The organism is Pseudomonas sp. WP18 (genome assembly GCF_036689585.1).
Taxonomy (GTDB): Bacteria; Pseudomonadota; Gammaproteobacteria; order Pseudomonadales; family Pseudomonadaceae; genus Aquipseudomonas; species Aquipseudomonas chlororaphis_E.
Genome location: NZ_CP144758.1, coordinates 916,895 through 941,984 on the forward strand (window position 1 = coordinate 916,895; position 25,090 = coordinate 941,984).

Below are 25,090 nucleotides of genomic sequence, written 5' to 3' on the forward strand. Positions count from 1 at the left end.
GCTTTCAGACCTTGCGGGTTTCCCGTAGGGCAGTAACAGGTAACAAGACATGGCAAAAGAATACAGCCGTACCCAACGAATCGGCGATCAGATGCAGCGCGAGCTGGCCCAGTTGATCCGCCGCGAAGTCAAGGACCCGCGTGTCGGCCTGGTCACCATTACCGCAGTGGAAGTCAGCCGTGACGTCGGTCATGCGAAGATTTTCATTACCGTGATGGGCCAGGACGGTGCCGAGGAAATCGCCCAGAGCATCAAGGTGCTCAACTCCGCCGCTGGTTTCCTGCGCATGCAGTTGGCCCGTGAAATGAAGCTGCGCAGCGTTCCACAGTTGCACTTCCACTACGACGAAAGCGTCGTGCGGGGCGCGCACCTGTCGGCGCTGATCGAACGCGCGGTGGCTGAAGACAGCCAGCACGCGGCTGAACCCGAAGACTCCAAGGAGTAATCGGTGGCCCAGGTCAAACGTATCCGCCGCAACGTCAGCGGCATCATCCTGCTCGACAAGCCGCTGGGGTTTACCTCCAATGCGGCACTGCAGAAGGTTCGCTGGTTGCTCAACGCCGAGAAGGCCGGGCACACCGGCAGCCTCGACCCACTGGCCACCGGCGTGCTGCCGCTGTGCTTTGGCGAGGCGACCAAGTTCTCCCAGTACCTGCTCGATTCCGACAAGGGTTATGAAACTCTGGCGCAATTGGGCAAGACCACCACCACCGCGGATGCCGAAGGTGAGGTTCTGCGCGAGCGTCCGGTGACCGTTGGTCAGGCTGATATCGAAGCTGTGCTGCCAGGTTTTCGTGGGCAAATCAGTCAGATACCGCCGATGTACTCCGCCTTGAAGCGTGATGGGCAACCGTTGTACAAACTGGCCCGTGCAGGCGAAGTAGTGGAGCGCGAACCGCGTTCTGTTACTATTGCGCGCTTGGAATTGCTGGCCTTCGACGGTAATACTGCGCGGCTGGCCGTGGATTGCAGCAAAGGCACCTATATCCGCACGCTGGTCGAGGATATTGGCGAGCAATTGGGCTGTGGTGCGTACGTGGCAGAGCTTCGGCGGACCCAGGCCGGTCCTTTCACGCTGGCCCAGACGGTCACGCTGGAAGAGCTCGAGGCCGTGCATGCCGAAGGCGGCAACGAAGCGGTCGACCGCTTCCTGATGCCATCGGACAGCGGTCTGCTGGATTGGCCGCTGCTGCAGTTCTCGGAACACAGTGCGTTCTACTGGCTCAACGGCCAGCCAGTACGTGCCCCGGATGCGCCGAAGTTCGGCATGGTCCGGGTACAGGATCACAACGGTCGCTTCATCGGTATCGGTGAAGTGAGCGAAGACGGGCGCATTGCGCCGCGTCGATTGATTCGGTCGGAATGACCGGAACCCGCCTGGGTAACAGCAGGCGGGCGAGTGTGGCTGTTAACAGGCACGGTCACGACTCATTTATAGATACAGGGATTTGTCCCTGGCCTGTTGGTACGGTTTCCCTGGAAACGGTACCTCACAAGAGGAAAGCCACATGGCACTCAGCGTTGAAGAAAAAGCTCAGATCGTGACCGACTACCAGCAGGCTGTTGGTGATACTGGTTCGCCAGAAGTGCAAGTTGCACTGCTGACCGCCAACATCAACAAACTGCAAGGTCACTTCAAGGCCAACGGTAAAGACCACCACTCCCGTCGTGGTCTGATCCGCATGGTAAACCAGCGTCGTAAGCTGCTGGACTACCTCAAGGGCAAAGACGTTAATCGTTACAGCACCTTGATCGGCCGCCTGGGCCTGCGTCGCTAATCAGCGATTGCGCTATGAGGTTGGTTGTCTGTCGGTTGCCCGCGCCTTGCGTCGGCAATGGGCAGGCTTCCAGCCTCAAGTTTTATCTGGACAGTGGTTGGGCCGATTCCCCGCGCTGCCCAAGAATTTCGCAAGAAGACAAGTTCCCCAAGAGCCACAAAGAAGGTAGGACACCGTGAACCCGGTAATCAAGAAATTCCAGTTCGGTCAGTCGACCGTTACCCTCGAGACTGGCCGTATCGCCCGTCAGGCCTCCGGCGCAGTGCTGGTCACCGTTGACGACGACGTCAGCGTATTGGTGACCGTTGTCGGTGCCAAGCAAGCCGATCCAGGCAAGGGCTTCTTCCCTCTGTCTGTCCACTACCAGGAAAAGACTTACGCTGCCGGTAAGATCCCTGGCGGTTTCTTCAAGCGCGAAGGCCGTCCTTCCGAGAAAGAAACCCTGACTTCCCGACTGATCGACCGCCCGATCCGTCCGCTGTTCCCAGAAGGCTTCATGAACGAAGTGCAGGTTGTCTGCACCGTCGTGTCCACCAGCAAGAAGACCGATCCGGATATCGCTGCGATGATCGGTACCTCGGCTGCCCTGGCCATCTCCGGCATTCCTTTCGATGGCCCGATCGGCGCTGCCCGCGTGGCGTTCCACGAAAGCACCGGCTATCTGCTGAACCCAACCTACGAGCAACTGCAGGCTTCGAGCCTGGACATGGTCGTTGCCGGTACTTCCGAAGCCGTGCTGATGGTTGAATCCGAAGCCAAGGAACTGACCGAAGACCAGATGCTGGGCGCTGTCCTGTTCGCCCACGACGAGTTCCAGGTGGTGATCAACGCCGTCAAGGAACTGGCCGCCGAAGCCGCCAAGCCAACCTGGAGCTGGGCTCCGCAAGCCGAAGCCACCGAGCTGCTGGGCGCGATCCGTGCCGAATTCGGCGATGCGATCTCCCAGGCCTACACCATCACCGTCAAGGCTGACCGCTACGCGCGCCTGGGCGAGCTGAAGGACCAGGTCGTCGCCAAGCTGTCCGGTGAAGAAGGCCAGCCGTCCGCCGCTGAAGTCAAAGCCGCTTTCGGTGAGATCGAATACCGCACCGTTCGCGAAAACATCGTCAACGGCAAGCCGCGTATCGACGGTCGCGACACCCGCACCGTACGTCCGCTGAACATCGAAGTCGGCGTGCTGCCAAAGACCCACGGTTCGGCGCTGTTCACCCGTGGCGAAACCCAGGCCCTGGTCGTTGCAACACTGGGTACCGCCCGTGACGCGCAACTGCTGGACACCCTGGAAGGCGAAAAGAAAGACCCGTTCATGCTGCACTACAACTTCCCACCGTTCTCGGTCGGCGAGTGTGGTCGCATGGGTGGCGCCGGTCGCCGCGAAATCGGTCACGGTCGCCTGGCGCGTCGTTCGGTCCAGGCCATGCTGCCGGCTGCCGACGTGTTCCCGTACACCATTCGCGTGGTATCGGAAATCACCGAGTCCAACGGTTCGAGCTCGATGGCTTCGGTCTGCGGCGCTTCCCTGGCCCTGATGGACGCCGGTGTGCCGATGAAGGCACCGGTTGCCGGTATCGCCATGGGTCTGGTTAAAGAAGGCGAGAAGTTTGCCGTCCTGACCGACATCCTGGGTGACGAAGACCACCTGGGCGACATGGACTTCAAAGTGGCCGGTACCGCCAAAGGCGTCACCGCACTGCAGATGGACATCAAGATCAAGGGCATCACCGAAGAAATCATGGAGATCGCCCTGGGCCAGGCCCTGGAAGCTCGCCTGAACATCCTCGGTCAGATGAACCAGATCATCGGTCAGTCCCGTACCGAGCTGTCGGAAAACGCTCCGACCATGATCGCGATGAAGATCGACACCGACAAAATCCGTGATGTTATCGGTAAAGGCGGCGCGACCATTCGTGCGATCTGCGAAGAAACCAAGGCTTCGATCGACATCGAAGACGACGGTTCGATCAAGATCTTCGGCGAAACCAAGGAAGCGGCAGAAGCAGCTCGCCAGCGCGTCCTGGGCATTACCGCAGAAGCCGAGATCGGCAAGATCTACGTCGGCAAGGTCGAGCGCATCGTCGACTTCGGCGCCTTCGTCAACATCCTGCCGGGCAAGGACGGTCTGGTTCACATCTCCATGCTGAGCGATGCTCGCGTCGAGAAAGTGACCGACATCCTCAAGGAAGGCCAGGAAGTGGAAGTGCTGGTGCTGGACGTGGACAACCGCGGCCGTATCAAGCTGTCCATCAAGGACGTCGCAGCAGCCAAGGCATCGGGCGTTTAATCACCCCCACGCCTGACCGCTGAACAAGCAAACGCCCCGACTGGTTCGGGGCGTTTTGCTGTGGGTCGAAAAATCTTCCGGCGCCGGTTGCCTGGCTACAGGGGACGATGCTAGGTTTAGCCACCGCCCGTGTAGCTCAGTCGGTAGAGCAGCGCACTCGTAACGCGAAGGTCGCAGGTTCGATTCCTGTCTCGGGCACGATTACCCTCGCTACTTCACCTTCCTGCTCAGATCCTCGACCGTGCGTTTGAGCTGGTCCATTTCCCGATCCTGATCACTCAACTCCCGTTTAAGCGTCGAGATTTCACTGCTGTTCGAGTTCGAACTGGAACCGCTGTTGCGCTTGAGGTCTTCCACCTGCTTGCCAAGGTCGCGCAGGTCTTGCTCCTGTTCCTTGACGGTACGCTTGAGTTCTTCGATTTCCTTGTTGCTCGAACTGGAGCTCGAGCCACCGCTGCGCTTGAGTTCTTCAATCTGGCGGGCTTGCTCGGTGAGGGTGCGTTTCTGCTCCTCCAGTTCAGTGGTGTTGGCCTTTACATTTTTTGGCAGTTCTTCCAGAACGCCGACGCTGATATTGGTCTTGAAGAGCAAGTCCTTGTTGAATGAGCTGCGCAGGGCTGGAATGGTATCGGAGGGCAATGTGTAACCAGAGTCGGTTTCGACAGCTGCTTGGGCTGTGCCTGCCAGGATCATATTGCCGAGCAACAGGGTGGCAACGCCGACGTGAAATGAAGGCAAAATGCAAAAGCTGCGCATCACTGGGTTCCTTGTGAGGTGCCGACATGGCACATCGCTATGACTGGAAATTCTGATGGTTGTTCCCAGCTTATCTCCGCGTTTATGGCCTATGTTTTGTAGGGCAGATGTAAAGAGCCGTGTAAATCGTCGGCAAAACGTCCTATATTCGTCCCGGCACGAAGATCGCCCAGCAGTTTTCAGATGATCCCCGAATGGTTCTGAAGGCCAGGTAAACCGGGCTTCTAACGGTTTTCTGCGGCAGAGAGATCCTTGATGATCCAGATCCATCCTCCATTCCTCCGATCAACGAGAACGACATGACCGCTAAAGAACTGACGCAAGAAGCCAGACACGAAGAAGCACTGCGCAAATACGCCCTGGACACGCCTCAGTTACTGGAAGAAATCAAGAACCTGAGCGCTGACGAGCAGAAAGACCAGCTCCAATGGGCGTTCGAGGACGAGGCCGAAGCCCAGGGGCTGCAACCTTGGGAGTTGACGCTCAAGTACACCAGCACACCTGAAGAATTCGAGGCGCAGCGCCTTGCATTGCACAAGGAGGCGGCCGAGGTGTTGGGAGTGGAGTGGGATGAGTACTGCGAGATGAATAATCTAGTCGTTTAGCAACAAGCTACAAGCTACAAGCCAAGCACGGAACAGCTTGCAGCTTGTAGCTTGCGGCTTGAAGCTGCTCAGAGACTGAGCCGCATCGACAGGTCCACAGCCTTCACATCCTTGGTCATCGCTCCGATCGAGATGTAGTCCACCCCGGTCTCGGCAATCGGGCGCAATGTGCTTTCGTTGATCCCGCCGCTGGCCTCCAGCTTCGCCTTGCCGCCGTTCAGGCGCACGGCTTCACGCATGTCGTCCAGGCTCAGTTCGTCGAGCATAATGATGTCGGCATTGGCCGCCAGCGCTTCCTTCAATTCCGCCAGGCTTTCCACTTCGACCTCCACCGGTTTGCCCGGGGCGATCTTGTGGGCGGCCGCAATGGCCTGTGCGATCCCGCCGCAGGCGGCGATGTGGTTTTCCTTGATCAGGAAGGCGTCGTACAAGCCGATGCGGTGGTTGTGGCAGCCGCCGCAGGTGACTGCGTACTTCTGCGCCAGGCGCAGCCCGGGCAGGGTTTTGCGGGTGTCCAGCAGCTTGACCTGGGTGTCGGCGACAAAATCGGCCAGGTAGCGGGCCCGCGTGGCGACGCCCGAGAGCATCTGCAGGAAGTTCAGCGCGCTGCGCTCGCCGGTCAGCAGCGAGCGCGCCGGGCCTTCGAGGTGGAACAGCGCCTGGTCGGGGCTCACCCGGTCGCCGTCGCGCACCTGCCAATGCACCGCGACGCGCGGGTCCAGTTGCCGGAACACGGCATCGACCCAGGCCGTGCCGCTGATGACGGCGGCGTCGCGGGTGATGATGGTGGCCTTGGCCAGGCGTTCGGCGGGGATCAGTTGCGCGGTGATGTCGCCGCTGCCGATGTCTTCGAGCAACGCACGGCGCACATTGGCTTCGATTTCAACGGTCAGATCGGCGAGACGTAGATTCGGCATAACAGGCTCCACAAACAAAGTGGTCCGATTATAGGGCCAGGCCATGAACGAACCCAAGGCGCTGGCAGGCGACTGCGCCTAATCAAACCTGCATTTGGTCGCGTCTTCGCAACGTTTACGCATTTCTCGGGTCACTTGATGCGCGGTATTTCGAGCGGGATCACAGCACCCTCTGGTGCGACACCGTTCTTTTGGTCGATAATCCGCCTTTCGATTGACGTCATGTCTTTGACGTCGCCAGCCGAAGACCACCGTTCCAGGAGGCCAGGATGCACAATGACGGGAATGTAGTGCCTTTACACAAGGTATCTGCCGATCAGGCGAATCGTTCGCCGCTCCCGCGCCTGCCGGTGATTCTGCTTCAGGTTCGCGACAAGGCCGCGCAGCAGTTGCGCGTGGGCCTGCAAGGGCTGTTCGATAACGCCGACGACACCCTGTTTGAAATGGCCGACCGGGCACGCGACGACATCGAGCAGAACCTGTTCTTCGAAGCCATGCGCGACCTGCGCCTGAAGCGCAAAAGCATCGAACGTGAATTCATCGAGCAGTTCTTCGAGGCCTTCGTCAGCCTTGCCCAATACGACGTCACCCAGGCCACCCTCGCGCCCATCCAGGCTTGCAGCGCCTCGCCCCAGCTTTCTCAAGACGAATTGGAGCGACACCTGGCCGTCGAGGCCATGGTCACCCGGGTGCTCAAGCGTGATGGCCTGGCGCTCGAACAATTGACCGCCCGGCTCAGTGCGTTGCTGGCCCGGCCGCTGGGCAACCCGCAAAACCCCCTGAGCCCCGCGCTGCTGTGTGAGAACTTCCTGCAAGCCGGGCGCAACCTGGGCGTGGGGATCAAGGTCAAGCTGATCCTGCTCAAGCTTTTCGAACGCTATGTGCTCAGCGAGTGCGACCCGCTCTACGCCGAAGCCAACCAGTTGCTGGCGGCCACCGGTATCCTGCCGGAGCTCAAGGCCGCGCCGTCACGGCGCGCGTCGGATCGTCTCGACGAGCCCCCACGGCCCAAGGCCGATGCGATGGCCAAGCCCAGGTCGGCCGAGGTCGATGACAGTGTGCAGGAGGTGTTCGCGGCGTTGCAGAAGCTGTTGATGCAGGTGCGCGGCAGCGTGGCGCCGACCCTGGAAGCCAGCGCGCCGGCCCAGCCGATCTCCACTCGCGACCTGCTGCGACTGCTGTCCCATTTGCAGCAGTACGCGCCCACCGTCCAGGACGAATTCGACCTGCGCAGCCAGCTGGAGCAGTTGCTGACGCGGGTCAGTGTCCGCAGCGGCAAGTCCCGGGTGGTCGAAGAAGCGGATGAAGACGTCATCAACCTGATCTCGATGATGTTCGAGTTCATCCTCGACGACCACAACCTGCCGGATTCCTTCAAGGCCCTGATCGGCCGCCTGCAGATCCCGATGCTCAAGGTCGCGGTGCAGGACAAGAGCTTCTTCAGCCGCGGTAACCATCCCGCCCGGCGGTTGCTCAACGAAATTGCCGCCGCCGCCATGGGTTGGGGCGATTGCGACGACCATCAGCGCGACGCGCTCTACCTGCGTATTGAGCAGGTGGTGCAACGCCTGTTGAATGATTACGTCGACGACCCGGCGATCTTTTCCGAACTGCTCGCCGATTTCCTCGCCTTCACCAGCGACGAGCGTCGCCGCAGCGAGCTGCTCGAACAGCGCATCCGCGATGCCGAGGAAGGGCGTGCCAAGGCCGAGTTGGCGCGCTTGCGGGTCGAGGGCGCGTTGAACCAGGTGATGCTGGGCAAAGTCTTGCCCCAGGCCGTGGTGGAGTTCGTCCTGCAGGCCTGGAGCCAGGTGCTCCTGCTGACTTGTTTCAAGCATGGCAAGTATTCGGCCGAGTGGCAGGCCGACGTCCTGACCCTGGAGCGGTTGATCTGGAGTGTCCAACCCCACGACGAGCCCGATGCCGGCCTGCGTCTGCTGGCGATGGTACCGGAGTTGCTCAAGGCCTTGCGCGAGGGGCTGAGCCGCTCGGCGTTCGACCCGTTTGCCACCAGCGAGTTTTTCAGCGAACTGGAGGTCTTGCACGTCCAGGCCCTTGAGCGCATGGGGCAAGCGCAGACGCAGGCTTCGTCGGCGGATTCGCCGGTCATGGTCGAGGTGGCGGAGAAAATTGTCTTGCACACCGCCCATAAAGGCACGGGGGACAGCGCGGCGGTGCGCTTGCCAGCCGATGACGTGGGGCTGATCCAGGTCGATCAACTGCGCCTGGGCAGCTGGGTCGAGTTCCAGGAAGAGGATGACAACACCCTGCGCTGCAAGCTGGCGGCGATCATCGAGGCCACCGGCCAGTACATCTTCGTCAACCGCACCGGCCTCAAGGTGCTGGAGCACAGCCGCACCAGCCTGGCCCTGGAGTTTCGTCGGGGGGCGGCGCGCCTGTTGGACGACACGTTATTGTTCGACCGGGCGTTGGAATCGGTGCTGGGCAACCTGCGCCAGCTCAATCGCGGCAAGTGATCGCGCAGCGCGGGCCGATCACGGCATACTGACGGCATCCACCGTCGTCTTCGAAGGAACCTGTATGCAGTTGGACTCCGCGAGCGGTTGGTGCAAGGGCGTGCGTCATTGCCCTTCGCCCAACTTCAATGCGCGCCCCGAGGGCGAGATCTCCCTGTTGGTGATCCACAACATCAGCTTGCCACCGGCCCAATTCGCGACGGGCAAGGTGCAGCAATTCTTCCAGAATCGCCTGGATGTCACGGAGCACCCTTACTTTGCCGGTATCGCCGACCTGCGGGTTTCTGCACATTTTTTGATCGAACGTGACGGCGCCGTCACCCAGTTTGTCTCTTGCCTGGACCGGGCGTGGCATGCGGGCGTCTCGTGCTTCGAGGGGCGAGAGACCTGTAATGATTTTTCCCTGGGCATCGAGTTGGAGGGCACCGATGATCTGCCCTTTACCGACGCGCAGTACGCGGCCCTGGTGGCGTTGACCCGGCAGTTGCAAGCGGCTTTCAGTGCGATCACGGTGCAACGCATCTGCGGACATAGCGACATTGCCCCGGGACGCAAGACCGATCCGGGACCGGCATTTGACTGGGCGCGCTATCGTGCGGCCCTGACAGAAGGGGAAGGACAATGAGTTTTCTGGTGTTGCTGCTGGCGGTGTGGATCGAGAAGTTCTCGGCCCTGCGTCAGCGGGTCCAGCGCGATGGCGGTTGGCTGCAAGAGCTGAACAAGCTTGAGGCAAGGCCGCGCTGGGTCAATCGGCCGTGGTTGGTGTTGGTCGTGATGGTGCTGCTGCCGGTGGCGTTGCTGGCATTGCTGCTGTGGGTGCTGGAGCCGGTGGCCTATGGCTTGCTGGCGCTGCCGGTGCACTTGCTGGTGGTGATCTACAGCCTGGGGCGCGGCGATCTGCTGGCCGACCTCGGGCCGTTTCGCGATGCCTGGCGTCGCGAGGATCTGCAAGCGGCCACCCATGTGGCCAAGCGAGACCTGGACATTGAAGCCGACGACGGTGACCAACTGCTGGAGCGGGTCCAGGGGCATCTGCTGTGGCAGGCCTACCAGAGCTTTTTTGCGGTGATCTTCTGGTACTTCTTGCTGGGCCCGGTCGCGGCGCTCAGCTACCGCCTGCTGGCACTGGCCGCCGAACACAGTCACAACGCCGGCGTCGCCGAGCGTGCCGGGCAACTGCGCCACGCCTTCGATTGGGTGCCGGTGCGCCTGCTCGCGGCGAGCTTCGCCCTGGTGGGCAACTTCGTCGCGGTCAGCCGGGTGATGTTGCACGAACTGTTGAACTGGAACATCAGCGCCGCGGACCTGATCGACAAGGTCGGCCTGGTGGCCGGCGAGATCCCTAAGCCCATGGCCGGGCCGGACGGCATCAACAGCCTGGATCGGCTCTGGGAATTGCTGCTGCGCGCGGCAGTGCTCTGGTATGCCGGGTTCGCGTTGTGGACGGTGCTGGCCTGACCTGTGTAAATGATGTGGGGTGCATGATTTTCGCGGCGAGGAAGCTTGCTCCCGCTGAGGTGCGAAGCACCTCCCCAAAGACGGCGTCCGCCTGGCGCCCGAGCGGGAACAAGCGTCCTAGTCACAGTGCTCAGCGTCCCCTGTGACTCGTTAACCTTAAGTTACAAATCTCCCCGCCGATTTAGGCTATATAGGGACAGCGCCCCGAATGGTGGCTTTCTGCTGTCTCTGTGCGCCAGCCATAACAATAAGAACATTCCCGGGAGGCTTCCTTGTGAAGAGTTTGCTCTGGCCCGCTGTCGCGCTGATGAACCGCCTGAGCTTCGGCATGAAGTTCAGCCTGATCAGTGTGTTGTTCCTGGTGCCGATGCTGGTGACCAACTTTTTTCTGGTACGCGATTCCTATCGGGAGTTCCAGGGCACCCAGGTGGAGCTGCAAAGCCTCGACCTGTTGGCCAGCAGCCTGGCCCTGCGCCGAGACCTGGAAACCCTGAACAACCTGGTGCAGATCAACGCCAGCCTCGGGCAGTCCGGCAAGGCCGGCGACGTGGAGGCGAAGATCGGCACCCTCGAACAACAGGTCCTCGCGCGGCTGCAAGGCATGACCGCGATGGCGGTCGAGCCCGAGCAGGTCAACGCCTTCGATGCTAAGCGCGACGAAATGATTGCCGCATTCAAGGCCCAGCAGGCGGAAAGCTCCTTGCAGAGCAAGAGTGCGCTGATCGGCAAGCTGCTCAACAGTGCGCAGACGTTCAGCCAGATCATTGCCAGCCAGGCGGGGTTGAGCCGCGACAACCAGAGCGACATTCGCCAGCTCAGCGAATTGATCGTCGGCATGACCCCGAAAGTCACCCAGCTCCTCGGCGAAGGCCGGGCGCTGGGGGCTTCGTCGCTGGGATTGGGGTTTCTCAATTCGGCCTCCAGTACCCGCTTCGATGAATTGCTGGCGCAGATCGAAAAGCTCCAGGGCGAATACGAGGTGAAACTGCAGGACACCCTGGGCGCCAGCCAGGCGGCCGGGCAAGCTCTGGCCGAACAGGCCAACGGCAGCAAGGCCAGCCTCAAGAAGGCCAGTGAGCTGATCGAAGAACAGGTGGTCATGGCCGATACCCTCGATGCGCCGTGGCCGGCGTTCTACGAGCAGATCAGCGGCCTGATGGCGCAGACGTACCGGCTGAATGAGGCGACCCAGGACTTTCTCGGGGTCCAGTTGCAGCATCGCCTGGAGCAGAACCGCAGCCACATGGTGTTGCAAGCCGTGGCATTGGCCGCGGTGTTCCTGCTGATCTTCTACCTGTACGCCGGTTTCTACGCCTCGACCCGCACCACCCTTCAACACTTGGGCCTGATGATGGACAAGGTGGCTGCCGGGGACATGACGGTCAATTTCGTCGCCCGCAGCAAGGACGAGCTGGGCGAGTTGGGCGAGGTGTTCAACGGCACCGTGGCGAAAATCCATGACTTGATCGAACAGGTCGGGCGTACCGTCGCCGAAGTCGAGCGCCAGGCCGGGCAGGTGGAAACGGTGTCGGCCCAGAGCAACCAGGCTGTTGCCGGACAACGCAGCCAGATCGAACTGGTCGCGACGGCGATGAACCAGATGTCGGCCACGGCCCAGGAAGTGGCCCGCAGTGCCGCGGCGGCGGTCAGCAGCGCCCACAGCGTCAACGATGAAACCCTGAGCGGCCGCGGCCTGGTGGAGTCCCAGCAGGGCAGCATTGCCCGGTTGGCCAGCGAGATCGATCAGTCGGTGCAGGTGATCAATCAACTGGCGACCGACAGCCAGGCCATCAGCCGGGTGTTGGATGTCATCAAGAGCATTGCCGAGCAGACCAACCTGCTGGCGCTCAACGCCGCCATCGAGGCGGCCCGGGCCGGTGAACAGGGCCGGGGTTTTGCGGTGGTGGCCGATGAAGTGCGGACGCTGGCCAAGCGGACCCAGCAATCGACCGAGGAAATCGAAGCGATGATCACCCGCCTGCACGGTGGCGTGGGGGCGGCGGTGAAGGCGATGGGCACCAGCCATGAGATGGCCAACGGCACGGTCGGTCAGTCGGAAAAGGTCCAGCAGGCCTTGGAGAATATCCTCGGAGCGGTTGGCATGATCGTCGACCAGAACCAACAGATCGCCGCGGCCGTGGAGCAGCAGACGGCGGTGGCCCATGACATTGACCAGAACATTGTCGAGATCAACCGCGCGGGTGAGCGTACCGCTGAAGGGGCGCACCAGACGGAAGATGCCAGTCGTGAGTTGTCTGCGCAGGTGGTGCAGCTCAAGCAGTTGATTAATGCGTTTCGGGTGTAGGTGGTTGTGGGGGTGAGCCTGCTCGCGATGACGGTCTTGTGATTTGGGTTTTGTTGATTGAGTGCATATCCGTTGCTGCGGTAACGGCGGCTTAGGGTTCCGCCCTTACGGCGGCTTACTTTTTTTCAGACGCCAAAAAAAGTAAGCAAAAAAGGCTTGGCCCCAACACTGGGCACCTCGCCTAGGCTCGGTGTGCCCGAACGCAGGCATTGCTCCGTGGGCCCGCCGCGAAGGGCCCTCCATGGCCCAGCGCGGCTATCCCGGCCTCCATGCCGGGATGCCCACTACGCAATGCCTGCGTTCGGCCCTTGTGGTTAATGGGGCCCAAGATCAAAAGCAGGATCAAAAGCTGCGCGAGGCGGCCTAACTCTCGCGGCTATACCTCAATCCCCTGTGGGAGCGGGCTTGCCCGCGAAAGCGGCTTGGCAACCGACCAATCTCTCCCAGCAGCATCCAATTCCCCTATGGCAACGAGCCGCTCAGTTCACCAGCCGAACAATTGGCGGGCGTTGGCCGTGCTGGCCTCGGCCAGTTGTTCGGGGGGCACTGCCATGATTTCGGCCAGGGCTTGGCAGATGGCCGGCAGGTGTGCCGGGGTGTTGCGTTGGCCGGGGTACATGGCCGGCGGCATGTCGGGGGAGTCGGTTTCCAGTACGACCGCTTCCAGCGGCAGTTGGGCCAGTACCCGATGCATGCGCAGGGCCTGGGGCCAGGTTGCGGCGCCGCCCAGGCCGAGCTTGAAGCCGAGCTTGATGTATTCGCGGGCCTCTTCGAGGCTGCCGGCGAAGGCGTGGATGATCCCCGCCCGTGGGTTGGCCAGGCGCTTGAGCGTGGCGATCACGGCGGCGTGGCTGCGCCGTACGTGGATCAGCGCCGGCAGTTCGAAGGTTGCCGCCAGGTTCAGTTGCGCTTCGAACAGCGCCTGCTGGCGCTCGCGGTCCAGGTCCTGAAGGTAGTAGTCCAGGCCGATTTCGCCCACCGCACACAATTGTCGATGCCCGGCGAGGCGGGCCAGCCAATCGCGCAAGCGCAGGACATCCTCAGCCCCGTGCTGTTCGAGGTACACCGGGTGCAGGCCCAGTGCGGCGTGCAGGTCGGGGTCGCTCTGCACCAGGTCCCAGACCCGCTGCCAGTTGTCCCGATACACCCCCAGCACCACCATTTGCCGCACGCCCAGGGCGCGGCTTTCGGCGAGCAGTGCCGGGCGGTCGGCGTCGAAGTCGGGGAAGTCGAGGTGGGTGTGGGTGTCGATCAGCTGCATGCCTCAGCCCTGATGAATGCGCTGCTTGAACGTCCGTGCAATGGCCTGCACGCCAGGTTGGTAGTCGTTGTTCTCGATGGCCGCCAGTGCCAACTCCAGGGCTTTTTCGGCGATCAACTGGTGCTGCTGGGACATGGCGTTGACCGGCAGCGGCAGGAAGTCCAGCAACTGCGTATCGCCGAACGTGCCCAGGCGCAGCGGACGCGACTTCAACGGGAAATCATGCAGGGCGTCGAACACCCCTTGCAGCAGCACGTAGGACGTGGTGATCAGCGCGTCGGGCAAGTGGCCCAGGCGGGCGAGCATTTCATCCATCAACTGGCGCCCGCATTCACGGCTGAAAGACTCGCCATGTTCGATCAGCACCTGGCCCTCGAAGCCGGCCAGTGCATCGCGAAAACCCGCGGTCCGTTCCTGGCTGATGCTCAGTTCGGGGCGAGCGCTGATCAGGGCGATCTGCCGAGGGTTCGTTTCCAGCAAACTGCGGGTCAGGTGCAGGCTGGCCTGGCGGTCGTCGCTGATGACCGAGCAGAACTGCGTCGGCTCCATCACCCGGTCGATGGCGATGATCGGGATGCCCTTGGCCTGCAACTGCTGGTAGCTGTCGTCGCCGGCCGGCAGGCAGCTGGCGACGATCAGCGCATCGCAGCGCCGGGCGCGGAACAGCTGCAACAATTGCCGTTCACTGTCGGGTGCGTCGTCGGAACTGGCGATCAGCAACTGGTAGCCCCGTGCCCGGGCGCCTTGTTCCAGCAACTTGGCGATGCGTGCGTAACTGGGGTTTTCCAGATCGGGCAGGATGAAGCCCAGCGTGCGGGTATGCCGGCTGCGCAGCCCGGCGGCCTGGGGGTTTGGCGTGAAGCCGTGTTCTTCGACCACCGCACGCACCCGCTCGACGGTCGCGTTGCTGATGCGTTGCTGCTCGGCCTTGCCGTTGATGACATAGCTGGCGGTGGTCACGGACACACCGGCCAACTGGGCGATATCACTGAGTTTCAACCGGTTTTTCCTTGTTTTTCCGGGTTTGACCCGACAATGAGGGCCATCCTACCCGATTCGTGCCGAAGGTCACTGCCGATGGCTGACGACAAGTTGCACTTCAAGGATGAGAGATTATCGAGTAACGTGCCAATCTTTCTAGATTAAACGTTTCAGCAGGCGTATTTTCAAGGCTAGCAGGATTTTTTGGCCGCACTGCCGCGATACCGCCAAAAGCTGTCCTGCAACGCTAAGCTGATTCTTTCAAAACAATACCTGGCGCCGACCGGACGCCAAAAAGGAGAAGGCATGCTCGAGCTCACTCTAGGGCAGATATCCATGGCGCAGACAGCCGTGGATAAAGACGCTGCGTTGCAATTGCTCGCTGACAAACTGGTGGCCGATGGCCTGGTGGCTGACGGCTACCTCGCCGGCTTGCAGGCTCGCGAAGCCCAGGGCTCGACCTTTCTTGGCCAAGGTATCGCCATTCCCCACGGCACTCCGCAAACCCGCGACCTGGTCTACTCCACCGGCGTGCGCCTGCTGCAATTTCCCGAAGGCGTGGACTGGGGCGACGGGCAGATTGTCTACCTGGCCATCGGCATCGCGGCCAAGTCCGACGAGCACCTGCGCCTCCTGCAATTGCTGACCCGCGCCCTTGGCGAGACGGACCTGGGCCAGGCCTTGCGCCGGGCCGGGTCTGCCGAAGCGTTGCTGAAGCTGCTGCAAGGCGCGCCGCAGGAACTGGCCCTGGACGCGCAGATGATCGGCCTGGGCGTGTCGGCCGACGATTTCGAAGAGCTGGTGTGGCGCGGCGCTCGTCTGTTGCGCCAGGCCGATTGCGTGAGCAATGGCTTCGCCGGTGTGCTGCAACAGGTCGAGGCGCTGCCCCTGGGCGATGGCCTGTGGTGGTTGCACAGCGAGCAGACGGTCAAGCGTCCGGGCCTGGCCTTCGTGACTCCGGACAAGCCCATCCGTTACCTGGGCCAGCCGTTGAGCGGCCTGTTCTGCCTCGCCAGTCTCGGCGAGGCCCATCAGAGCTTGCTGGAGCGGCTCTGCGCGCTGCTGATCGAAGGTCGTGGTCACGAATTGGGTCGCGCCACCAGCAGCCGCAAGGTGCTGGAAGTGCTCGGCGGTGAACTGCCTGCCGACTGGCCCAGCGCACGCATCGGCCTGGCCAATGCCCACGGCTTGCACGCGCGCCCGGCGAAGATCCTCGCCCAGTTGGCGAAAAGTTTCGACGGCGAAATCCGCGTGCGCATCGCCGACGGCCAGGACAGCGCCGTGTCGGTCAAGAGCCTGAGCAAGTTGTTGAGCCTAGGGGCCAGGCGCGGCCAGGTCCTGGAGTTCGTGGCCGAGCCAAGCATTGCCGCCGATGCGTTGCCGGCCTTGCTGGCGGCCGTCGAGGAAGGCCTGGGCGAGGAGGTCGAGCCGCTGCCGCCAGCAACGACGCCCGAGCAAAGCCCGATGGCCGACGTCGCGACCGTGGTGCTGGCGCCCGAAGCCGGCAGCCTGATCCAGGCCGTGCCGGCGGCGCCGGGTATTGCCATCGGCCCGGCCCACATCCAGGTGCTGCAAGCCATCGATTATCCGCTGCGCGGTGAATCGGCGGCCATCGAGCGTGAGCGCCTGCAAAACGCACTGGGCCAGGTGCGCCGCGACATCGAGGGGTTGATCGAGCGCGCCAAGGCCAAGGCCATTCGCGAGATCTTCATCACCCACCAGGAAATGCTCGACGACCCGGAGCTGACGGACGAAGTCGACACCCGCTTGAAGTTGGGCGAGAGTGCGCAAGCCGCCTGGATGGGCGTGATCGAAGCCGCCGCGAAAGAACAGGAAGCCTTGCAGGACGCCTTGCTCGCCGAGCGCGCCGCCGACCTGCGCGACGTGGGCCGCCGTGTGTTGGCGCAGTTGTGTGGCGTCGAAACCCCGAGCGAACCCGAGCAACCCTACATCCTGGTGATGGACGAAGTCGGCCCATCCGACGTGGCGCGCCTGGACCCGAGCCGGGTGGCGGGGATCCTGACCGCCCGCGGCGGCGCCACGGCCCACAGCGCCATCGTCGCCCGCGCCTTGGGCATTCCCGCGTTGGTGGGGGCCGGTGAGGCGGTGTTGTTGCTGGCGCCGGGCACCTCGTTGTTGCTCGACGGCCAGCGCGGTCGCCTGCACGTGGAGCCCGACGCCGCCACCCTGCAACGGGCCAAGGAAGAACGCGACACCCGCGAGCAGCGCCTCAAGCTGGCCGCCGAGCAGCGTCACCAGCCGGCGTTGACCCGCGATGGCCACGCCGTGGAAGTGTTCGCCAACATTGGTGAAAGCGCCGGTGTCGGCAGCGCGGTGGAGCAGGGCGCCGAAGGCATCGGGCTGTTGCGCACCGAACTGATCTTCATGGCCCACACCCAGGCGCCGGACGAAGCGACCCAGGAAGCCGAGTACCGCAAGGTCCTCGATGGCCTGGCCGGCCGGCCGCTGGTGGTGCGTACCCTCGATGTCGGCGGCGACAAACCACTGTCGTACTGGCCGATCGCGAAAGAAGAAAACCCGTTCCTCGGCGTGCGCGGCATTCGCCTGACCTTACAGCGCCCGCAGGTCATGGAAGGGCAACTGCGGGCCTTGCTGCGCTCGGCCGACAATCGTCCGTTGCGGATCATGTTCCCGATGGTGGGCAGCGTCGACGAATGGCGCCAGGCCCGGGCCATGACCGAACGCCTGCGCCAGGAAATCCCGGTGGCGGACTTGCAACTGGGGATCATGATCGAAGTCCCGTCCGCCGCATTGCTGGCGCCGGTGCTCGCCAAGGAGGTCGACTTCTTCAGCGTCGGCACCAACGACCTGACCCAATACACCCTGGCCATCGACCGTGGTCACCCGACCTTGTCGGCCCAGGCCGATGGCCTGCACCCGGCGGTGCTGCAACTGATCGACATCACCGTGCGCGCGGCCCATGCCCAGGGCAAGTGGGTCGGCGTGTGCGGCGAGCTGGCGGCTGATCCGCTGGCGGTGCCGGTGCTGGTGGGCCTGGGCGTGGACGAGTTGAGCGTTTCGGCCCGCAGCATCGCCGAGGTCAAGGCACGTGTGCGCGAGCTGAGCCTTGCGCACGTTCAAACCCTGGCCCAGGAGGCATTGGCCGTGGGCAGCGCCGATGATGTGCGCGCATTAGTGGAGGCGCTGTAATGGCGAAGATTCTTACCCTGACCCTCAACCCGGCGCTCGACCTCACGGTGGAACTGGCGCGCCTGGAACCGGGCCAGGTCAACCGCAGCGACGGCATGCACACCCATGCCGCCGGCAAGGGCGTGAACGTGGCCCAGGTGCTGGCCGATCTCGGCCACACGCTGACGGTCAGCGGCTTTCTCGGCCAGGACAATGCCCAGGCGTTCGAGACGCTGTTCACCCAGCGCGGTTTTGCCGACGCCTTTATTCGCGTGCCGGGTGAAACCCGCAGCAACATCAAGTTGGCCGAACAGGACGGACGCATCACCGACCTGAACGGTCCCGGCCCTGTGGTCGACGTCGCCGCGCAGCAAGCGTTGCTCGATCGGCTGGAACACATCGCCCCCGGCCATGACGCGGTGGTGGTGGCGGGCAGCTTGCCCCGCGGTGTCAGCCCGCAGTGGTTGCAGGCCTTGATCACACGTTTGAAGGAACTCGGCCTGAACGTCGCACTCGACACCAGTGGCGAGGCCTTGCGCGTTGCGCTGGCGGCGGGGCCGTGGCTGATCAAACCGAACACCGAGGAACTGGCCGATGCGCTGGGGTGCGAGGTGGTGAGTGAGCGGGCCCAGGCGCAAGCGGCGCAGCGCCTGCATGCCCAGGGCATCGACCATGTGGTGATTTCCCACGGTGCCGATGGCGTGAACTGGTTCAGCGTCGGCTCGGCCCTGCATGCCACGCCGCCCAAGGTCAGCGTCGCCAGCACGGTGGGCGCCGGGGACTCGCTGCTGGCCGGCATGTTGCACGGCCTGCTGGCTGCGCAAGCCCCGGAGCAGACCCTGCGCACCGCCACCGCCATCGCGGCCATGGCGGTCACGCAGATCGGTTTCGGCATTCGCGACACCGCGTTGCTGGCGTCGCTTGAACAGGGTGTGCGCGTGCGCCCCCTGACAGAACAATAAGAGGGTTCGCGAGATGAAATTAGCCATTGTGACGGCCTGCCCGAATGGCATGGTCACCAGTGTGTTATGTGCCCGTCTGCTGGATGCGGCGGCGCAGCGCCAGGGTTGGAGCACCAGCGTCGAGGTGCATGACGCGGCTCATCCGGAGCGCCAATTGTCGGCGGCAACCCTCGAAGCGGCCGAATGGGTCTTGCTGGTGGCCACCGGACCGGTGGACCTGTCGCGGTTCGTCGGCAAGCGCCTGTTCCGCAGCACTCCGGCCCAGGCCCTGCAAGACGTCGATTCGCTATTACGGCGCGGCGCCGAAGAAGCCCAGGTGCTGGTCGAGTCGCAGGTGGCGGAAGAGGCGCCGGGCGCTTCGGCCGAACGGGCGCCGCGCCTGGTCGCCATCACCGCGTGCCCGACGGGCGTTGCCCACACCTTCATGGCCGCCGAGGCGTTGCAGCAGGCCGCGAAGAAGCTCGGTTATGACCTGCAAGTGGAAACCCAGGGCTCGGTGGGCGCGCGCAATCCGTTGAGCGCCGAAGCCATTGCCGAGGCCGATGTGGTGCTGCTGGCCACTGACATCGAAGTCGCCACCGAGCGTTTCGCCGGCAAGAAAATCTACCGTTGCGGCACTGGCATTGCCCTGAAACAGGCTGAAGCCACGCTGAACAAGGCCTTGGTCGAAGGCCGCCAGGAAAGCGTTTCGAGCAGCGCCGCCGGCCCGGCCAAGTCGGAGAAGACCGGGGTCTACAAACATTTGCTGACCGGCGTGTCGTTCATGCTGCCGATGGTGGTGGCGGGTGGTTTGTTGATTGCGTTGTCGTTCGTGTTCGGCATCACGGCCTTCAAGGAACCCGGCACGCTGGCCGCCGCCCTGATGCAGATTGGTGGCGACACCGCCTTTAAGTTGATGGTGCCGTTACTGGCCGGCTACATCGCCTATTCCATCGCCGACCGTCCGGGCCTTGCGCCCGGGATGATCGGCGGGATGCTGGCGAGTACCCTGGGCGCAGGCTTCATTGGCGGGATCATCGCCGGTTTCCTGGCCGGTTACGCGGCCCAGGCGATCAACCGCTACGCACGCTTGCCCCAGAGCCTGGAAGCGCTCAAGCCGATCCTGATCATTCCGCTGCTGGCGAGCCTGTTCACCGGCCTGGTGATGATTTACGTGGTCGGCAAGCCGGTGGCGGGCATGCTCGAAGGCTTGACCCATTTCCTCGACAGCATGGGCACCACCAACGCCATTCTGTTGGGCGTGCTGCTGGGCGCGATGATGTGCATCGATCTCGGCGGGCCGATCAACAAGGCCGCCTATGCGTTCTCGGTGGGCCTGCTGGCATCGCAAAGCTATGCGCCGATGGCCGCGACCATGGCCGCCGGGATGGTGCCGCCGATTGGCCTGGGCATCGCCACCTTCATCGCCCGCCGCAAGTTCGCCCAGACCGAGCGCGAGGCCGGCAAGGCGGCGCTGGTATTGGGGCTGTGCTTCATCTCCGAAGGTGCGATCCCGTTCGCCGCCAAGGACCCGCTGCGGGTGATCCCGGCCAGCATCGCCGGTGGTGCGTTGACCGGTGCGCTGTCGATGTACTTCGGTTGCAAGCTCATGGCACCCCACGGAGGGCTGTTCGTGATGCTGATCCCCAACGCGATCAACCATGCGCTGTTGTATTTGCTGGCGATCGTGGCGGGGAGCCTGGTGACCGGGGTGGCGTATGCGCTGCTCAAGCGGCCGGAGGCGGTGGAGATGGCGTTGGAGCCGGCCAAGGCCTGATTACGTTCCAGAAGACTGAACCCCCCCTGTGGGAGCGAGCTTGCTCGCGATAGCGGTGTGTCAGTTGACGATGATGTCATCTGACACTCTGCCATCGCGAGCAAGCTCGCTCCCACAGGGGGTTATGGCGTGTTTATAAAACCTGTCACACCCGATTAACACACCCATGCTTAAGTCTCCCTAATTCAAGGGAGAACACCATGAGCGAATTCGACCGGGACCGGCGTCGTGTGATACAGGCCGTGGGCGCAGGATTATTGTTGCCGGGGTTGGCGCCGGTGGTGATGGCTTCGGTCAAGGATCGCCCGGTGCTGACCGACGGTGTGCAGTCCGGCGATTTGCAGGGCGATCGGGCGATGATCTGGAGCCGCAGCGACCGCCCGGCGCGGATGGTGGTGGAGTGGGACACCCGCAGCCAATTTCGTAATCCGCGGCGGGTGGTTTCGCCATTGGCCGACCGCCGCAGCGACTTCACCGCTCGGGTCGAGCTCACCGGCTTGCCGCCCGACCAGGCGATTTTCTACCGGGTGCGCTTTGAAGATGCCCAGAGCGGCGTCGCCAGCGAGCCCTGGTTCGGCCATCTGCGCAGCGCGCCGCAGTTCAAACGCAACATTCGCTTTGTCTGGAGCGGCGACACCGTCGGCCAGGGCTTTGGCATCAACCCCGACATCGGCGGCATGCGCATCTACGAAGCCATGCGCCTGCGCCTGCCGGACTTCTTCATCCACAGCGGCGACACCATCTACGCCGACGGTCCGGTGCCGGCGCAAATCACCACCGAAGGTGGCCGCGTCTGGCGCAATCTCACCACCGAAGCCAAGAGCAAGGTCGCCGAGACCCTGGATGAATATCGCGGCAACTACCGCTACAACCTGATGGATGAAAACGTGCGGCGCTTCAACGCCGAGGTGCCGCAGATCTGGCAGTGGGACGACCACGAAGTGGTCAACAACTGGTCGCCCGGCAAGCAACTGGACGAGCGCTACCAGACCAAGGATATCCACAGCCTGGTGGGGCGTGCGCGGCAGGCCTGGCTGGAGTACGCGCCGATGCGCCTGCAGAAGGCCGATAACGGTGGGCGGATCTATCGCAAGCTCGGCTACGGGCCGATGCTGGATGTGTTCGTGCTCGACATGCGCAGCTACCGCGAAGCCAACGACGCCAACCTCGGCGCGGCCAAGCCGTTCCTCGGGCGCGAGCAGTTGAATTGGCTCAAGCGCGAATTGAAGCAATCCAGGGCCCAATGGAAGGTCATCGCCGCCGACATGCCCATCGGCCTCGGCGTGCCCGATGGCGAGGTCAGCCCCGGCGTGCCGCGCTGGGAAGCGGTGGCCAACGGTGACCCGGGGCAGGCCCAGGGCCGGGAAGTGGAAATCGCCGAACTGCTCGGCTACCTGCGCAAGCATCAGGTGCGCAACTACGTCTGGCTCACCGCCGATGTCCATTATTGCGCGGCCCATCACTATCACCCGGAACAGGCGGCGTTCCAGGATTTCGAGCCGTTCTGGGAATTCGTCGCCGGGCCGTTGAACGCCGGCAGCTTCGGCCCCAACGCCCTGGACAAGACCTTCGGCCCCGAAGTGGTGTTCCAGAAGGCGCCGCCTGCCCAAAACGCCTCGCCGTTTGCCGGCTACCAGTTCTTTGGCGAGGTGAACATCGACGGACAGAGCGGGGCGATGAGCGTGGTGTTGCGGGATCTTGAAGGGGTGGCGGTGTTCGAGAAGAAGTTGGAGCCGGTTTGACCCAAGGCTGACCGGGATTCCCCTGTGGGAGCGGGCTTGCTCGCGAAAGCGGTGTGTCAGTTGATAGATGCATGACTGACACGACGCATTCGCGAGCAAGCCCGCTCCCACAGGGGATCGTGTTGCCTGGGCGGTCAGTAGACGTCCCGCCGATAGCGTCCCTGTTCGATCAGTTGCTCCACGGCCTCACGTCCCAGCGCCTCGTTGAGCACCTGGTCCACGCCCGATGCCATGCCTTGCAAGCTGCCGCAGACGTAGATCACCGCGCCGTCGGCCAGCCATTGCTTGAGCCGTGCGGTGGATTCGCGCAACCGGTCCTGGACGTAGATTTTCTCGGCCTGGTCCCGGGAGAACGCCAGGTCCAGGTGTTCCAGGTCGCCTGAGGTGACCCATTCCTGCAACTCATCGCGGCAGTGGAAATCATGTTCGCGCTGGCGCTCGCCAAACAGCAGCCAGTTGCGCTGCATGCCTTCGGCGACGCGGGCCTTGAGCAGGCTGCGCAGGCCGGACAGGCCGGTGCCGTTGCCGAGCAGGATCATCGGCACGCCCTGGGGCGGCAGGTGGAAGCTGCTGTTGCGGTGTACCCGCAGGCTGATGGCGCTGCCCAGCGGCGCATGTTCAGTGAGCCAGCCGGAACCGATGCCCAGGCTGCCGTCGGCGTGACGCTCCTGGCGCACGATCAGCTCCAGCACGCCGTCGGCCGGGATCGAGGCGATGGAGTACTCACGCATCGCCAGCGGTGCCAGGGCATCCACCAGTGCCTGGGCGTGCAGGCCCACCAGGTGGGCGCGGTTTTCCGGCAGTTGGCGGGTGGCCAGGGCCTGTTCGAGCGTCTGGGTCAAACCATCGAGCTGGACGCGGGCGTGGCCGGCGATGCCGAGGCCGTCGAGGAAGTGCTCGATGGCCCACGGGTCATTGCGCGGCAGCACGTGCACCAGGTCACCGGCCAGCCAACTGCTCGGGCCGGGCGCCGTGAGGCCCAGCAGGTACACGCCTGCGCCGCTGCTGTCGGGGTTGAGCAGGGTGCGTTGGCTCAGCGTCCATGGCTCGAAGGCGGGCGCTTGCCAGGTGTCGGCGGGCGCCTGGCCGGTCAAGTCGGCCAACTGTTGCTGCCAGTGGCGCAGGGCGTACGGGTCGCCGCTGTCGACTTCCACCGGGGCGAACAGCGTCCTTCCGCCATGGGCCGACAGCCAGGTGTGCAGGCGCCGGGCGAACCCGCAGAAGTGTTCATACTGGCGATCGCCCAGGCCCAGCACCGAGTACTGCAGGCGTTCCAGGCTCAGGGCGCGGCCCAGTACCTTGCGTTCGAAACCGCGGGCACTGTCCGGCCCTTCGCCGTCGCCGAACGTGCTGACGACGAACAGCGCGTGGGTGGCGTTGCTCAGGTCCTGCTCGCTGACCCCGGCCAGAGCCTGGACCTTGACCGGTAACCCGGCGGCCTGGAGCTGGCCGGCGGTCTGCCAGGCCAACTGCTCGGCGAAGCCGCTCTGGCTGGCGAAGCCGATCAGCCAGGCCGGCCCGGCGCCCGGCTGGGTAACCAGTTCCTGGCGAGCCTGCCGGACCTGGCGCTGCTTGCGGCGCCGGTCCAGGTACAACAACCAGCCAGTGATGAAGAACAGCGGCATGGCCAGGGCGGCGACCGTCACCAGAATCCGCCCGACCAGGCCGAAATAGCTGCCGACATGCAACGCATAGACGCTGGTGAGCAATTGCGCCTTGAAGCTCTTGTCGCTGTAGCGGCTGTGCCGGCTGATGGCGCCGGTGGCCGGGTCGAGCATGAGCTGGTTCAGGGCCCGGTCGTGGGGCGAGTTCTTCAGCAGGTAGAACACCGTGGCCGGTTGCCCGGCCACGGGCGGCATGCGCACGTTGTAGGCGGACAAGTCCGGGCCGGCCGCGCTGTAGATGCTGCTCCAAATGGCGCGGTAGTCGGCCACCGGCGGCGGGCCCTCAGGCGCCGGGCCGCGATTGCGCGCGCGTTCTTCCTGGGGGGCATCGGAGAGCAGGCGGGTCACGCCTTTGTTGTACCAGTCGTAGGACCAGGTCAGCCCGGTCAGGGCCGCCAGCAGATAGAACAGCAGACACCAGGTACCGGCCACCGAGTGCAGGTCCCAATTGAAGCTGCGACCCTTCTTGGCCCAGTCGAGGGTCAGCCAGGCGCGCCAGTTGCGCCATTGGCGTGGCCAGCGCAGGTACAAGCCCGACAGGCAGAAGAACACCAGGATCAACGTGCAGGCGCCGGTGATTTGCCGGCCCACTTCGTCGAGGGTCAACACGCGGTGCAACTTGAGCATCAGGCCGAAAAAATCCTGGCCTACCACGTCACCCATGAACTGGGCGGTGTAGGGGTTGAAATAGCGCATGGCTCCGCGCTTTTCCCCGGGCGGCGCGGTGAAGATCACCCGCGCGGCGCTGCCGTTGTCGGTCTCGACCCAGAGCATGGCGACGGTCTTGCCGGACGCGGCTTCGATCTGTTCCACCAACTCGGCGGGGGGCAGCACGCCAGCCGGTTGTTTCTCGACCGTCAGCACCTGGGGGTTCAACGCCCGCAGGATCTCGTCCTGGAACGACACCATCGCCCCGGTGATGCCCATCAACGCCAGGACCAGCCCGGCACTGATGCCGAAAAACCAGTGCAACTGGAACAGGGTTTTCTTCAACACG

The 25,090-nt window shown here is 63.5% G+C and carries 18 protein-coding genes, 1 tRNA gene and 1 pseudogene; 14 read left to right on the forward strand and 6 right to left on the reverse strand.

Going from position 1 to position 25,090, the window contains the following annotated elements; translation table 11 throughout:
• The first annotated feature begins 49 nt into the window (after window positions 1-49).
• The 5 genes from rbfA to V5F23_RS03930 all read left to right on the forward strand — a co-directional run bounded on the left by rbfA (window position 50) and on the right by V5F23_RS03930 (window position 4,257).
• The gene (gene rbfA, locus V5F23_RS03910; protein ID WP_042728707.1) at window positions 50-445 is read left to right on the forward strand and encodes a 30S ribosome-binding factor RbfA; all 396 of its coding nucleotides are present in this window, start codon (window positions 50-52) and stop codon (window positions 443-445) included.
• 3 nt (window positions 446-448) lie between these two features.
• Window positions 449-1,366 carry a tRNA pseudouridine(55) synthase TruB gene (truB, locus tag V5F23_RS03915; RefSeq protein ID WP_024779941.1) on the forward strand — a complete coding sequence of 306 codons (918 nt, stop codon included), beginning with the start codon at window positions 449-451 and terminating at the stop codon, window positions 1,364-1,366.
• Window positions 1,367-1,508: 142 nt separating this feature from the next.
• The gene (rpsO, locus tag V5F23_RS03920; protein WP_039592311.1) at window positions 1,509-1,778 is read left to right on the forward strand and encodes a 30S ribosomal protein S15; all 270 of its coding nucleotides are present in this window, start codon (window positions 1,509-1,511) and stop codon (window positions 1,776-1,778) included.
• Window positions 1,779-1,953: 175 nt separating this feature from the next.
• Window positions 1,954-4,059, forward strand: a complete 2,106-nt coding sequence (gene pnp / locus V5F23_RS03925) for a polyribonucleotide nucleotidyltransferase (RefSeq protein WP_042728708.1) — start codon at window positions 1,954-1,956, stop codon at window positions 4,057-4,059.
• Window positions 4,060-4,184: 125 nt separating this feature from the next.
• Window positions 4,185-4,257 (forward strand) — tRNA-Thr (locus V5F23_RS03930).
• A 12-nt stretch (window positions 4,258-4,269) separates the two neighbouring features.
• Here V5F23_RS03930 and V5F23_RS03935 read toward each other — a convergent pair.
• On the reverse strand, window positions 4,270-4,815 hold the full coding sequence (locus V5F23_RS03935; RefSeq protein ID WP_212803403.1) for a hypothetical protein: 546 nt from the start codon (window positions 4,813-4,815) through the stop codon (window positions 4,270-4,272).
• A 299-nt stretch (window positions 4,816-5,114) separates the two neighbouring features.
• Between V5F23_RS03935 and V5F23_RS03940 the strand changes: the two genes are divergently transcribed.
• Window positions 5,115-5,420 carry a DUF6388 family protein gene (locus tag V5F23_RS03940; RefSeq protein ID WP_042728710.1) on the forward strand — a complete coding sequence of 102 codons (306 nt, stop codon included), beginning with the start codon at window positions 5,115-5,117 and terminating at the stop codon, window positions 5,418-5,420.
• Between the two features lie 68 nt (window positions 5,421-5,488).
• On the opposite strand, the gene nadC is transcribed toward V5F23_RS03940, so the two are convergent.
• On the reverse strand, window positions 5,489-6,337 hold the full coding sequence (gene nadC / locus V5F23_RS03945; protein ID WP_047738356.1) for a carboxylating nicotinate-nucleotide diphosphorylase: 849 nt from the start codon (window positions 6,335-6,337) through the stop codon (window positions 5,489-5,491).
• A gap of 269 nt (window positions 6,338-6,606) precedes the next feature.
• On the opposite strand from nadC, the gene V5F23_RS03950 reads away from it, so the two are divergent.
• The 4 genes from V5F23_RS03950 (at window position 6,607) to V5F23_RS03965 (ending at window position 12,577) form a co-directional block, all read left to right on the forward strand.
• Window positions 6,607-8,814 carry a DUF1631 domain-containing protein gene (locus V5F23_RS03950; protein WP_338497651.1) on the forward strand — a complete coding sequence of 736 codons (2,208 nt, stop codon included), beginning with the start codon at window positions 6,607-6,609 and terminating at the stop codon, window positions 8,812-8,814.
• Between the two features lie 64 nt (window positions 8,815-8,878).
• The gene (gene ampD, locus V5F23_RS03955; RefSeq protein ID WP_212803405.1) at window positions 8,879-9,439 is read left to right on the forward strand and encodes a 1,6-anhydro-N-acetylmuramyl-L-alanine amidase AmpD; all 561 of its coding nucleotides are present in this window, start codon (window positions 8,879-8,881) and stop codon (window positions 9,437-9,439) included.
• Entirely contained in the window at window positions 9,436-10,272 is an 837-nt protein-coding gene (ampE, locus tag V5F23_RS03960) for a regulatory signaling modulator protein AmpE (RefSeq protein ID WP_047738352.1), read from the forward strand. The genes ampD and ampE overlap by 4 nt, the downstream gene beginning before the upstream one ends.
• A gap of 274 nt (window positions 10,273-10,546) precedes the next feature.
• Window positions 10,547-12,577, forward strand: coding sequence for a methyl-accepting chemotaxis protein (locus V5F23_RS03965; protein ID WP_212803406.1), 2,031 nt, complete (start codon window positions 10,547-10,549; stop codon window positions 12,575-12,577).
• Between the two features lie 484 nt (window positions 12,578-13,061).
• Here the strand turns inward: V5F23_RS03965 and V5F23_RS03970 are convergent, their stop codons facing one another.
• Both V5F23_RS03970 and cra read right to left on the reverse strand, forming a co-directional pair.
• Window positions 13,062-13,838: a TatD family hydrolase gene (locus V5F23_RS03970; RefSeq protein WP_338497655.1), complete on the reverse strand. Its 777-nt coding sequence runs from the start codon at window positions 13,836-13,838 to the stop codon at window positions 13,062-13,064.
• A gap of 3 nt (window positions 13,839-13,841) precedes the next feature.
• Window positions 13,842-14,837, reverse strand: a complete 996-nt coding sequence (gene cra, locus V5F23_RS03975; protein WP_042729974.1) for a catabolite repressor/activator — start codon at window positions 14,835-14,837, stop codon at window positions 13,842-13,844.
• 288 nt (window positions 14,838-15,125) lie between these two features.
• Here cra and ptsP point away from each other — a divergent pair, with 288 nt between their 5' ends.
• Genes ptsP through V5F23_RS03990 form a run of 3 tightly spaced genes read left to right on the forward strand, consistent with a single transcriptional unit; the run spans window position 15,126 to window position 20,687 of the window.
• On the forward strand, window positions 15,126-17,990 hold the full coding sequence (ptsP, locus tag V5F23_RS03980) for a phosphoenolpyruvate--protein phosphotransferase (protein ID WP_338497656.1): 2,865 nt from the start codon (window positions 15,126-15,128) through the stop codon (window positions 17,988-17,990).
• Window positions 17,990-18,931, forward strand: a complete 942-nt coding sequence (pfkB, locus tag V5F23_RS03985; RefSeq protein WP_123578248.1) for a 1-phosphofructokinase — start codon at window positions 17,990-17,992, stop codon at window positions 18,929-18,931. The genes ptsP and pfkB overlap by 1 nt, the downstream gene beginning before the upstream one ends.
• A gap of 13 nt (window positions 18,932-18,944) precedes the next feature.
• Window positions 18,945-20,687, forward strand: coding sequence for a PTS fructose-like transporter subunit IIB (locus V5F23_RS03990; protein ID WP_042729971.1), 1,743 nt, complete (start codon window positions 18,945-18,947; stop codon window positions 20,685-20,687).
• A gap of 26 nt (window positions 20,688-20,713) precedes the next feature.
• On the opposite strand, the pseudogene V5F23_RS03995 reads toward V5F23_RS03990, so the two are convergent.
• Window positions 20,714-20,803, reverse strand: a pseudogene (locus tag V5F23_RS03995) (metal ABC transporter ATP-binding protein); the annotation flags it as partial.
• An 84-nt stretch (window positions 20,804-20,887) separates the two neighbouring features.
• On the opposite strand from V5F23_RS03995, the gene V5F23_RS04000 reads away from it, so the two are divergent.
• A complete protein-coding gene (locus V5F23_RS04000; RefSeq protein WP_123578247.1) occupies window positions 20,888-22,429 on the forward strand; it encodes an alkaline phosphatase D family protein in 1,542 nt (513 codons plus the stop codon).
• Between the two features lie 134 nt (window positions 22,430-22,563).
• Here V5F23_RS04000 and V5F23_RS04005 read toward each other — a convergent pair whose 3' ends face one another.
• Window positions 22,564-25,089 carry a sulfite reductase flavoprotein subunit alpha gene (locus V5F23_RS04005; protein WP_338498853.1) on the reverse strand — a complete coding sequence of 842 codons (2,526 nt, stop codon included), beginning with the start codon at window positions 25,087-25,089 and terminating at the stop codon, window positions 22,564-22,566.
• Window position 25,090: the final 1 nt, after the last annotated feature.